2 protein-coding genes are annotated in these 13,921 nt (G+C 44.6%); both read right to left on the bottom strand.

Annotated features, from left to right (window positions below; all coding sequences use genetic code 11):
* Window positions 1-32: 32 nt before the first annotated feature.
* Window positions 33-4,658 carry an amino acid adenylation domain-containing protein gene (locus ABEW32_RS06825; RefSeq protein ID WP_430185933.1) on the bottom strand — a complete coding sequence of 1,542 codons (4,626 nt, stop codon included), beginning with the start codon at window positions 4,656-4,658 and terminating at the stop codon, window positions 33-35.
* Window positions 4,659-4,681: 23 nt separating this feature from the next.
* A complete protein-coding gene (locus ABEW32_RS06830) occupies window positions 4,682-13,543 on the bottom strand; it encodes an amino acid adenylation domain-containing protein (protein ID WP_430185935.1) in 8,862 nt (2,953 codons plus the stop codon).
* Window positions 13,544-13,921: the final 378 nt, after the last annotated feature.

Consider the following 13,921-nt stretch of genomic DNA (forward strand, 5'->3'; position numbering starts at 1 on the left):
GCAGAATTTGAGGTTTAGCTTGCAGAAATTCTTTATTTCAATAGATTTCCAAGCTTATCCGATAATCGACTCGATATGTGTTCGAATTGCCCCATAGACAGATGACTATATGTAAAGTCCGTAGGGCTGCGCTCCGCCTGATCCTTTGTGCAACAATGATGGATAAGATTCAATAAATGTTTTTTAAAGCTGGCCGTTAACCGCTCTACCGTCGGTATTTCGTATTCCAGCCCGTTATATTCAAATCCAAACCGAAGAATTCCGTTCGTGATCATGCCGTTAATGTCAAAAGTATTCACCTTCTCTGCACGCAGACTTCTCTCACCATTGGCTAGATCTGCAAATTGAGAAATACGCCAAGGCATGTCTGCGCTGTTTTCTTCATCGAATTGTCCCAGATAATTAAAGCTGATTTCTGGTGGAACTGGTGCTGCGACTAGAGAAGCAGATTTAGTCTGCTCCTTGGTCAAGTAACGCAAAATTCCGTAACCAATACCCTTATTGGGCACCCGCCGCAGCTTATCTTTGACCATTTTGATCTGATAGGCTAAATTCTCTGGTCTGTGGACTTCGATTACAACAGGATACAGGGAGGTAAACCAGCCAACTGTGCGAGAGATGTCTAAATCTTTAATGATTCCCTCCCTGCCATGCCCCTCCAGTAAAATAGGGATTTCGGTATAACCACTCCATTCATGAAAGGCTAGGCCCAAAGCGGTCAGCAACAAATCGTTCATTTCCGTGTGATAGGCATGATGTACTTGCTTCAGAAGCTTCTCCGTTTCATCCCTGTTAAGTGCAACCTCCGACAAGCGTTGATCTTGTATCAGACTAATCTGAATTTCATGATCCCTTGGTAGCTGACGTATTTTGCGTGACTCTACATTGTTCCAGTAGCCGATTTCTTGGCGTGCTTGTGCACTTTCCGCATAAGCGGTCAGTCTCGAAGACCACTCTTTGTAAGCATCAGTCTTGGCGGGCAAGCTCGGCATTTCACCGCGAGCTACCTGATTATAGGCGGTACCCAAATCTTCCAGCAAAATTCTCCAAGACACACCATCTACAATAAGATGGTGCATAACGATCATCAGATGGTCTTCGCCGATTAAATGGAATAAAGCCATGCGTATGAGAGGGCCATGTTGCAGATCCAGGCTACTCTGCAGTTCATCACCAATATTTCGGATATCTTCTTCAGGCTGACTTGATTGTGTCAAATCATAGCTCGTTAATGTGAAAAACTCACCTTCGTTCACTCCCCTGTTATAGGCTGAGACTCCGTGTTCCTCTTCCACAAAAATGAGCCGTAATGCATCGTGGTGGGCTACCAGCTTGTCCATGGCGTTTTTCAGCCATAATTCATTCCACCCCCGATCGTTTTGTAGCATGACCGCCTGATTAAAATGGTGGCGATCTCCCCGATGATGCTGAAAAAAGTCAAATTGAACGGGCGTCAATTCTACCTCACCCTCTACAATTCCCTGGGGAATGATGCGGGTGATTTTTTTTATAAACGGTGCTATCAGTTGAATTTCAGGGTTACGGAATAAGTCCTTTACTTCCATTTTCAAGCCTTTGGCATTTAAGCGGATTGCAATTTGCAATGCTTTAATCGAGTCCCCGCCAAGCTCGAAGAAGTTGTTGTGCAATCCAATTGGTTTAACACCGATCACTTCTTCCCAGATCGTAGCAATTGTTTTTTCCAATTCATCCTGTGGTGCCTCATATGCGCTATGCAACAGTGCTATTTCATCCGGTTCGGGCAGATTGGAGCGGTCTATTTTCCCGTTATGGGTCAATGGCAACTGTTCCAATACAATGATCTGAGCTGGAACCATGTAGACTGGTAACTGCTGAGCCAGTTTATCTCGCAACATGTCCTTATCAGCTACACCTGCAACATAGGCACATAAGTACTTTTGTCCCGCTTTGTCTAGTCGATCAACAACAACAGCCTGACGTACCCCTTCTGTTTCAAGCAAAATTGACTCTATTTCTCCAGGCTCAATCCGGTATCCGCGAATTTTATATTGATAGTCAGCACGCCCTATAAAATCAATGTTCCCATCAGGCAACCAGCGCGCCAAATCACCAGTACGATACATCCGTCCACCGGGCACGAACGGATTAGACACGAATTTTTCAGCCGTAAGCTCCGGCCTGTTCAGATATCCTCGCGCTACAGAAGCTCCCCCGATACACAGCTCGCCCGTCACACCTATAGGAACCGGACGCATCATATCGTCCACAATATATAACTTGTGGTTCGGAAGGGCTCTGCCGATCGGAACAATACCGGACAAAGGTAATTTTTCCAGTTCGCCCTCATAAAAGCTGGATTCGATTGCAGCTTCGGTAACTCCATACGTATTAATAATCCGCAGCTTGCTGCCAAAGCGGGTCAACATCGTTCGGTAATCTGTAACAGCCAGACTATCCGCTCCAGTAGTTAACAGCTTAAAGGAACTCATATTTGTACCGTGTTCATAAATGTAATGTAAAAGCAAAGCTAAAAGCACCGGTGGTACCTCAAATGTTGTAATCTCCTGCTGCTCCAATAGTGTAGCCAGGGCAGCAGGATCATTTCTCACGTTTTCAGGACAAATGACCAAGGTACCTCCATTGACAAATGCTTTGGCCAAATCACATGCAAACACATCAAACGACATGCTGGCAATTTGCAGCAGCTTAACCGAAAAATCTTTGAATCCCTGACTGTGTCTATATCCGAGTGCAGTGTTTACATATTGTTGATGCTCAACCATTACCCCTTTAGGCTTACCTGTGGTCCCTGATGTATAAATGACATATGCCAAGGAGTTGGGCTCATATATGGAAATATGCTTGTCCGAATTCAATCCGGACTGAAGTGGCAAGGTAGCAAGATCAACCACCTCGCCTTTAAAATCCATTGTCTTTATCCAATCCGTCAGGTGAGATTGCGTAAGCACAATCGACGTTCCGCAGTCACGCAGCATGTATGCAATACGTTCTTCCGGGTAAGCGGGGTCTACAGGTACATAGGCGGCTCCTGCTTTCATAATCCCCAGCACCGCAATTATCATCTCTACAGATCTGTCGACCATCACAGCGACGAGACTTTCCCGTGTAATTCCACGTTTCTGCAGAAAATGAGCAAGACAGTCTGCACTATCATTAAGCTGCTTGTAGGTGAGCATCGTATCTTCGTATATGACAGCTGCTTGTTCCGGCGTTTGCTCTGCCTGTGCTTCAAATATCCCGTGAAAAGTAAGTGCAGGAAACTGGACAACAGGTCCGCTCCATGTTTCCACCAATTTAGTCTCTTCTTCGGTTGTTAACAGTCGCAAGTCGTGGAGGAAAACATCCGGATTACCAGCAATCTGGAGAAGAACATGCTCCAAATGATTGGCCAAGAGCTTCATTGCTTCACAGTTGTAAACTTTAGCATTATAGGACAAAATAAAGCTCATCTCTGCCTTGTCTTCCACTTCAATATTAAAGTCATACGGTATTTCTTCGAATAATTTGGCATCCTCAATAATGAAGCCAAGTTTGTCTTGCCAGTCTCTTCTTCCGACCATGTTCTCCAGCGGGTAGTTCTCAAATACAACTATGTGATCAAGCAACTGTTGCTTGAGTGCAGATTGCGATTGGATTTCAGCAAGGGAACAGTATCCGTTAGCCCTTCCTTGGATAGAAGCTCTCTGGACATCACGCAGCAATTCGGCAAAAGTCTTTTCTTCATGTAATCTGATTCGCAGTGGAATGGTGTTAATAAATAACCCCACAATTCGCTCTACTTCATCCAACTCCGACGGGCGACCAGATACAACCGTACCAAAGACTACGTCCTTGCTTCTGTTGTAACCACCTAGTACAATTCCCCAGGCGGCAAGAAAAAGACTGCTGAGCGTAGCTCCATTGCGTTCAGCGAATGTACGCAAACTGTGAGTCTCTTTTTCCGACAGCGTCGTTTTGTATTCCTGTAGCAGATAGCCTTCTTTTTCAATTGTTGTAGCCGGAGTTTTTAGCATCGTAAGACCGGCCGTTTGTTCATAATCTTGTAATACAGAATTCCAGTAATCCTTGGTCGCCTGCTGATCTTGTTCTTCGAGCCAATCGGCATATACGGTATAAGGCCGTGGTTCAGGCAATTGAACAGAACAGCCTGTATGATACGCCTCATAGGCTGTCAAGATCTCGTCCATGATGACACCAAGACACCAGCCGTCCATAATAATATGGTGAAAACTTAAAAGCAACGTATACGCATCTTTATCCGTTTGAAGCACTGCCAGCCGGATGAGCATATCTCTGCTCAAATCGTAATGGTTGTTACGGTCCCTATCCATAAATTGGCTAATGGCTTCGGCTTGCTCCCTTTCGTTCATCCCTGTCATATTTTCGTAAGTAATGGCTGTCGTTCGCTTCTCAAACACAATCAACCGCGAACGTGAAGCGGATTTATGATAAATGTTCGAGCGCAGTATTTCATGACGCTGAACCAGCAGCTGAAAGCTTTTTTGTAGAGCATTCCAATTCAACTCACCCCGAATGGAAATACGTAATTGTTCGTAATAAGCATGTGATTCCGGCTCCATCAACGCATGAATGAGCATTCCTTCCTGTAAAGGTGTCAAGTTGGCCACTTTTTCAATCTCAAGTCCTTTATTCATGGATATCCCCCTCATACGAACCGTCACAGGTTCTCATAGAACTGCTTCATGTCTTCAAATTCATCTAAATCCAAATCACGTGCTCCTACATCCGATGGTGTTAGTTGCTGTCCAGATTGTTCCAGACAATGCTGGATAATACTCTGCAAATGATTTTCATAACGCAATAAAAGCAATCGGATAGCATCTTCTTCATACACGTGGCGATTATACAGCACACAGATGTAAAGCTTATCGTCTATAACCCGTCCATCCAGATAGAGTGAATAAGCTAACTCGGAAGCAGTACAATTTTGAGCCAAAAATAATTCAGCAGCCAAAGGCGATGTATGAAAGTGAGAAGATCTGACTGGTTCAGAATGAATCAATCGGAAGCCAATTTTCGGATAAGACGTAGCCTTAAATTCTGAACTGCCGGAAGATGCATATTTTAGTAGTCCATATCCTAAACCCTGATTAGGTACTTGGCGGACCGTTTCTTTCACGTTTTTGAGCAACATAGAACAGTCTTTCGCAGGCTCCATATCCAGAACAAGCGGATAAATGGAACCGAACTGACCTATGGTTCTTGAAAGGTCTGGTTTGTCCGAAGTTATAGTTTTTTGCTCACGATCATACTGTTCATACCCAATGGAAATCTTAGAGTTTTCAAACGTTTCCGCTATCGTCAGTCCCAGTGCAGCAAGCATTAATTCAGCAGTCACCGTATTATAGGCTTGGTTGGCTTGGGTCAGTAGCTGGCGTGATACCTCCTCCGATAGCTGGACGATATAATGTCCCACTGAATGCAGTGTCTCGGAATGTGGAGGTATCATATGTTCTTTCGTTATAACTTCTTCGTCGAAATCGACTTTTTCCAGCCAGTAGGGTAGCTCTTTGACCAGCTTTTTACTGTCTGCATAACTTTCCAGCCATCGCACCCAGGAATGGTAAGCATCCGTTTTGTCAGGCAGAACCATCGGTTTCCCATTGAGAGCTTGTTCATAAGCAGTTGCGAAATCCTCAAGCAGGATACGCCAAGATGCCGGATCAATCACTAGTGGGTTCACAGAAAGAAAAAATTGATCAGAACCGGACAACCGGAACAGGCCTGCGCGTATTTTGGGTCCTTCAAATGTTCCATAACTGTTTTGAATCCGTAAGCATTCGGTTTGCAATTGCAAGTTAGCTTCATGGTCCTCATCAGCCAGAGAAAATACATCTAATGTGAACAGTTCTTCATTTTCGTCTCTGTACATAAGCGTATGCGGTTGGTCGTTCGACGCCAGATTAAGCCGCAGTGCCTCGTGATGAGTAGTTAATGTTTGCAGTACAGTCCTCAAAACATCCTCATCAAAGTTCGGTGTACCCGTAAATAGCATGGATGTCGCTGTCCGCAAGGTATAAAATGTACCCAGTTCATTCAATTGGCGCTGAATCGATGTTATTGGAATCTCTCCATATATCGAATTTGGTTCTGTATAGCGGAACAAAGTAGTCACAAGCTTGCTGAGGTCCTCAATGACCGGATGCTCCATCAAAAGAGAAATGTCAAGTGAATAACCATGCTGACGCAGCCGCGAGGCAACCTGAACGGCCTTAATCGAATCGCCGCCGAGCAGAAAAAAATGATCTCGAATGCCTACAGGATCACATCCCAAAACGTCTTGCCATACCTCGACGAGTGCCCTTTCCACATCAGTTCTCGGAGCAACATAATCCGTTTGTAAAGAGTCATGTCGGTCCGGCTCAGGTAAAGCTTTTCGGTCAGTTTTTCCATTGGCCGTAAGTGGAAGCTCCTGCATAGGCACCATATATGCTGGTATCATATAAAACGGCAGCTTCTGCTTGAGCGCATTTTGTATATCCAACGGACTTAATGGCTCGGAAGCTACAAAATATGCACACAAATCTTTATAGCCGTCTTTATTCTCCCGCGCAATAACTACTGCTGCTTGGATTTCGTCTATAGACAGCAGCTGCGCTTCAATCTCACCTAGTTCAATACGATATCCTCTCACTTTTACCTGCTGGTCGATCCGACCCAGATACTCAATGTTGCCGTCAGTCATCCAGCGTGCCAAATCTCCTGTGCGGTACATCCGTTTATAATCCTCTGCTCCGTTGTTAAACGGATTAGTAGCGAACTTCTCTCTCGTCAATTCTGGACGATTAAGATAGCCACGGGCTACTCCTATACCGCTTATACAAAGTTCTCCAACCACTCCAATCGGCTGCAGCCGCTCCGTACCTTCCTGTACAACATACAAATGAATATTATCAATTGGTTTACCAATCGGAATCACGGAGTGCTCTTCCATAGGCTCGCAATCAAAGAATGAAACGTCCACAGTAGCTTCTGTTGGACCATACAAGTTAATTAGCTTTACGCTTCCAATGCCCGACATAATTTGATAGAAACGCGCCACCTGCTGTGGAGGCAATGCTTCGCCGCTGGCAAATACATGTTTTAATGTTTTCAGTTTCACTTGGACCATTTCCCTTGGCTGCTGTTCCAGATATTCCAGAAAAACATGCAGCATCGCGGGGACAAAATGTAGGGTCGTTACCCTGTCTTGATCAATCGTGTTCAATATTTGCTCAGGAGATTTCTCTCCGCCGACTGGCAGCAAACTTACTTTTGAGCCCACCATCGACCACCAGAACAATTCCCATACGGATACGTCGAAAGTAAAAGCAGTTTTTTGTAAAATTGTATCTTCTGTGCCTAGGCCGTATCTATTGTGCATCCAGCAGAGTCGATTCACGACTGAGCAATGCTCAACTATGACCCCTTTCGGGTTTCCCGTGGAACCGGAAGTATAGATGATATAGGCCGCATGATTCGGCCCTGCTAAAGGTTCAAGATTTGAAGTTTCTTTATGCCAGCTACTCATACTGTTTGCCATAAACTCTGTCGCATCGGAAGCTTGCGGAGTCGTAAGCGCGGAAGCATAATCCAGCATCAGTACCTTATAGTTCGTATATTCGCCCAGCTGTTCTGCCAATTGAGGTTGCGTCAACACCAGTTGTGTTCCCGAATCCTCAAGCATATATTGAATTCTTTCCTGTGGGTATCCCGGATCAATGGGCACATAAGCCCCGCCCGCTTTTAGAATTGCATAGATCCCAATTATCATCTCGGGCGAACGCTGCATGAAAATACCTACAGGTTGATCCGGTCCAACTCCTTCGGCTCGCAACGTTCGAGCCAGTCGATTTGCCAGCTCATTCAACTCCCGGTAAGTCAGGCACTTATCCCCAAAAATGACTGCCTTGTGATCTGGAGTTCTGCTGACCTGCTGTTCAAACCTACCGTGAAGCGTTGCATCTCGTGGAAAATAGGCAGTAGTATTGTTGAACTCATGCAGTAATAATTGATTGTCTTCCTCTGTCAGCATATCAATATCAGCCAAACGCACCCCAACATCTTGCGTTACGATTTCTAATACTTTTATATAATGGCGAGCAAAACGCTCAATCGTCTCCAACTTAAACAATTTGGTTGCATACTCCCAAGTGAGAGATAACTGGTCTTTAGTTTCCGTTACATGTAATGAAAGATCGAACTTCGACACACCTGAGTTAATTTCATCCGGTTGCAAACGAAGTCCTTCGACTTCAATGACATCCGTTCCCTTATTTTGCAAACTAAACATCGTATCAAAAATAGGATTGTGGCTTACATCGCGTAACCGGTCCAATTTATCGACAAGTTGGTCAAATGGATAATTCTGGTGCTCCAATGCAAGCAGAGTGCTACGTTTGACATCTTCCAGAAAAGTGTTGAATGATTGGAAAGCCAGCGGGCGATTACGGAGAACCAGTGTATTCACAAACAAACCGATCATTGACTCCGTATCCACATGTTCTCTACCCGCCACTGGGGTACCTACAAGAATATCCTCTTGCCTTGTATATTTGCTTAACAGCACATTATAAGCAGCCAAAAGCACCATAAAGAGAGTTGCTCCTGTGTCTCTTCCCAACTGATTAAGTCTATCCACTAATTTTGGTTCCAAAATGACGCTAAAGCTGTTCCCTATGAAGCTCTGACTTGGCGGACGGGCAAAGTCAGTTGGCAAGTCTAACACAGGTAGCTCTCCGTCCAACGTGTCTAACCAAAACGCTTCATCTTTTGTTAGACTGCCTCCGTCATACTGTTGTCTTTGCCAAATGACATAATCTTTGTAATACACATCAATGGGGGCAAGTGGCATCCCCTGATACCGCTTACTGATTTCATCCAGTAATACTGCCATAGAGAAGCCATCCGAAATGATGTGGTGCATATCGATCAGCAGCATAAACCGATTGTGACGGAATGCAAACAATTCAGCACGAATTAAAGGGGCTGTATTCAGGTCAAAGGGCTGAATAAACAGCTCACGGGCACGGATTGCTTCCTCTTCAGAAATCGGAGTAACGGAAATGTCCAGAGAAAGCGTCTCCTGCACCTTTTGCACGGTTTCCCCATCAACTATCTCAAAATACGTCCGGAAGGATTCATGCCGTGAAAGAACCTCCTTCACTGCATCAATGAACCTAGAAATGTGGAGGTCTCCCTCTATATGCAGTTGGCCTGATACATGGTACGCTGCACCTCCACCCAACTGATCGAGCACATACATTCTCTTTTGAGCAGAGGATACCGGATAAAAGGACTGTAATTCTGCCGGAGCAATCGGTTTAAAACTCCGCGTTATCCCCCTTTTTATATGCATTGCTAGTTGTGCAATCGTTTGCAAGTTGAAAATTTGTGCCAGCGGAATATATACTTCAAATTCCTTGTTGATTCTACTCAGAATAACCGTCGCTTTTAGGGAATCTCCGCCCATTTGAAAAAAATTATCGTCGCGTCCTATATCAGAAATATTCAAAACTTCCTTACATATGGATATCAGCTTGGTTTCAGTAGTATTACCATCGGAAACCTGAATCTGCGACTCCTTCTTCTTGATTTCTTCTGGTTTGGGCAATAGCTGAAAATTCGGTTCCCCATCTGTCAAAAGAGGGATGCTATCCATCAAAACCCAAAAACGAGGTTGTCCATAATCAGGAAGCAATGAGCTAACAGTCTCTTTCAGCTCCGCTATAGTCCACGCTTTAGAGGAACCTTCCACGACGTAAGCGACTAGATATGAAGAGTTACTGCTCTCACCATCTCTCTGAGCCGTCAGAACACAGGCATCCAGATCCAATGTTTGCAAAAGATATTTCTCCATCTGCTCAAGATTCATTCGATGTCTGCGAATATGAGCATCCCGGTTAGCTGCACCGATATGTCGAATTCTGCCCCCAATCTCGACATAAGCCCATTCCATCGTCGCTCCCACCACACCAGCGGGTGAAGCCAAATACACTTGTCCGATGGTACCAGCAGGAGACGGATGTTTGTATACATCCAGAACACAAGGATAGTTACCCCTGGAATCCGCGTACGTCGCCCACACTTCCTGAAGTCGCTCCATTTCCGTACTTTGAAGTAAAGTAAGCTCTGATACATGCATTCTGTCTTCTTGTACAACCGAGCACAGCAGGTGCAAAAAGTATTGCGCCCATACTTTTATGGTGTCATGTTGAAAAAGACTCGTAGCATAATCGAAATCAAGCCGCAATTGCTGACCAGTTTCTGTGACATTCAAAAACAGCTCATATTGACAGAACAATAACTCATGCTCCAACAATTCTGTTTCCAATTCGTGAAAGTGAAACTTCGGAATGGGTCGATCCATATTGAACAACACGTTAAGGACAGGCAAATGGCTTAAACCTAGCTGGGCAAGACCAGCAAAGCTGTATTTCTGATAAGCATCCAACGTAAGCATTACGCGTTTGACTGTCTGAGAGAAATCTGCAAACGTGGCTTCAGAGTCCACCTCACAAATCACTGGAAGTAGGTTAACACAGTTGCCAATTAGCGGGGACACGCCCATATGAGATTGTCCTGCGGTTGGAATACCGACCATAATTTGATTGCGGCCTGTCAGTCTATGCAGAAAAAGCTGAAAAACAGACAATAAAGTTACAAACAAGCTGTTGCCAAGTTGAATGCTGGCTGACTTCAGTTGCTTCACTAGCGGCGCCTCTAACACAATGGTGTGTCGTGCTCCGCGCGAAGAAGGGGAGCTTATGCTGCGTTGGAGAGATGGCAAATCAAGAGCTGGCAACGGCTGCGAAAGTACATCAGCCCAAAAAGCAACGGCAGCCGCGCCTCCTGTTTCTAACTGATTTTGCTGCCACGCTGCAAAATCACGGAATGGAACAGGATCGGGAAGCATACAGTGTTCCCTCCGCGCACAAGCTGAATAAAGCTGTTCCAATTCCTGAAAAAACACACCAATGGACCAGCCGTCGGCAATCAGATGATGAAATGTAAATGCAGCGATGTGTTCCTCAGCTGACGTTTTTAAGAGCTGGATACGGAATAATGGTTCTCCTGTATTCATTGGGAACACAGTCTCCCTGTCCTTATCCACCCAAATGCGAATATCTTTTTTCTGTTCCTCAATAGAAAGACTACTGATATCATGGAGCAGAATGTTAATGTTCATCGCCGGAGCAATGGTCTGTGTTTCCCCATCTTCTCCCATAAAGATGCGTAAAGCCTCATGACGTTCAACAATGCGATGAACTGCCTGATTAAATTCCTTAACATGCAACGGTCCCCGGAACCGCATTAAGACAGTTTCATGTAATGACTGCGATTCCTTTGAATTCGAGATCGAGGCGAACCATAATTGCTTCTGATCCGGGGTCAGACTAATCGTTGATTCCTTAACGTCTACAGATGGGGTTTCGGGAAGAAGATTAGCCTTGTTCAGTTGGTTTTCGTTGGGGTGCAGATCTGGTAGAAATCCTCCTGCACGCAGCTCGTTAACACTTTCCTTAATCGCCTGCACAATCCGCTCTATATCTTCTGAATTATGAGCCGTCGACAAAAAACAGTTGCGACCTTCCCAAATATAAATTCCTTTATCCAGCATGTGATAGAAAAATAGTTCCAAGTCACCTTTAAGTACAAAGCGGAATAATGAACCGAAGTATACGACCTTTATAGGTACCTGTTGCTCAAAAAAATAGTGATTCAGTTCTTCTGCGAATGCCTTTGTGCGGCTATTCAGTGTGTTATACAATTGCCCGTTATCCTTCTCTAACTGCTCTAGTACGGCCAAAGACGCTGCCATAGCAAGGGGGTGATGGCAAAAGGTCCCTGCTACAAACGTCCGCTGTTGTTCATGAGGTGGGTAGGAATCATCACCGTAGCTCCACACCCCTCCATCGATTCCATCCATAAACGATGCTTTCCCTGCCACGATACCGATGGGAAGACCACCGCCAATGATTTTACCGTAGGTTACAAGATCAGCTTCAATGCCGTACCACGCCTGCGCACCCCCAGGCTGAATACGGAAACCCGTAATTACCTCATCAAAAATGAACGCGGTCCCAGATTGCTCCGTAATACGGCGTACTTCCTTCAGGAAAGTTGTGGGCTGAAAATCAGGGCGACGGCTCTGCACTGGCTCTATGAGAACAGCGGCAAGCTTGTGGGCATGGGAACGAATATAATCGAGGGATTCGTCTGTACCATAGTTAAGTACAACAACATCGTCCACCATGCGCTGTAGTACACCTGGTGCAAGGGGAGCAGAATGTTCCCTGTTATTCGTTGTTCCTCCCAAAGCTAAAACCCCGTCAAAGGTACCATGATAGGAACCAGAAAAAATAACTACTTTATCTCGACCGGTGGCAGCCCGTGCTAATCGAAGGGCAACCATGATCGCCTCTGTCCCCGAGTTATACAGTGCAATTCGTTCCACGCCTGTCATTTTACAAATTTTTTCAGCCATCTGCCCGGCCATATTGGACATCGGTCCAAGGCACATTCCGTTATGTAATTCCTTCTCAATTGATTCACGAATAAAGGATGGATTGTGGCCAAACAGATTAACTCCAAACCCCATGGTCAAATCAATATATTCATTGCCATCTAAATCCCAAATTTTGGAGCCATCTGCACGCTGAGATACAATTTGATACACCATTTCCTTGAGAGCAAGCCTAAATCCGGCTACATTCCGGTTATTGGCGTAAACAGTTCTATATCGTTGGGTATACTGCTTGGTCTTGCGTGTACGTGTTGTGTAATGTTCAATTAGTTTTTGCAGATGCTTTTCTTGCCTGAGTGAAAGCGAATCATGACCTTGTACATTTATTTTTTGATACGGAACAAATACTTTGGGCTCTTTTCCGACTGGAAAAGTAGTCGGCGTGGAAGCCTGTGTTGGGGAAGCAGTTGTAGCTGTGGCCGCTACCACTCCCATTGCAGATGTCTGAGGCTCAGCAGCAGCTAGCAAAGGATGCGGCTCGGACATTGTCGCTGGCGCGATCCGAGACTGAAGCAGTATCTCCATTTGCTGTGACATGAGCTGAAGTTGCATTTCTAAAATCCGTTCTCTCCCCGTATACACATCCTCGTTTGACAGCTTGTTTTCTGACTCTTCTGCAGAGACAGCAGATTTATGACTCCAGCCCGGCAAGACGGAAGGCAAAGGAGAAGTGATAGTGGAGCAAGGATCCAATTGAGGCTCCTCTGCATTCCAAACCGAATCTTCGGAGGTCCGGGCTACCTGCTCAGCAACAAAGTTTGTCAGCAGCTCCAATGTTGTCAACGATTCAAAAAACTCGTTCATCGGGATATCCAAACCAAATGTAGTTTTTATGCTGTGTCTAACCTGAGACAGAAGGATAGAATCTAAACCCAATTCCAAAAAATGCTTTTGCGGCTCTAACTCGTCCAGACTAAGCTGAGATACGCTTTCGATTATTTGTGACACTTTATTAACAACAGTAGTTTTAAGCAAATTGGAAGCAGATGCCGTTGAGGAATACTCATTCACCATCTTTATAGACTCCTTTACTATTGGGTATTCAAGGATTTTTTCTTTTAGTTTCCAATTAATAACACTAAAATAAATTTGTTACAATATATCTAAATATACAATATAAAGAAATACTAGAAAGGTAAACAAAGATAAATTTAAACACCCACTGTTTTATAAATCCATTTTCATACTCATAAATATGAATTATCCATCTAGTGAAGTAGAGTGCTTATTTGTTTCATTAAACCATTAATGGCTAAATTCAGTAACTTAACTTATTATGCAGGATATAGTTTTTTAAACATTAATCCTAAAAAACTCGAACCCTCCATTTACTAGACAAGATGCGCTCTCATGAAGTTTAAAGGCAGCTAAATTCAATAATTCAATACTCAA

The organism is Paenibacillus jamilae (assembly GCF_050482105.1).
Classification (GTDB): Bacteria; Bacillota; Bacilli; order Paenibacillales; family Paenibacillaceae; genus Paenibacillus; species Paenibacillus jamilae_B.

Excerpts from the sequence above, each read along its gene's own strand:
- ABEW32_RS06825 (WP_430185933.1), bottom strand. The coding sequence starts at position 4,658 with ATGAATAAAGGACTTGAGATTGAAAAAGTGGCCAACTTGACACCTTTA.
- ABEW32_RS06830 (WP_430185935.1), bottom strand. The coding sequence starts at position 13,543 with ATGGTGAATGAGTATTCCTCAACGGCATCTGCTTCCAATTTGCTTAAA.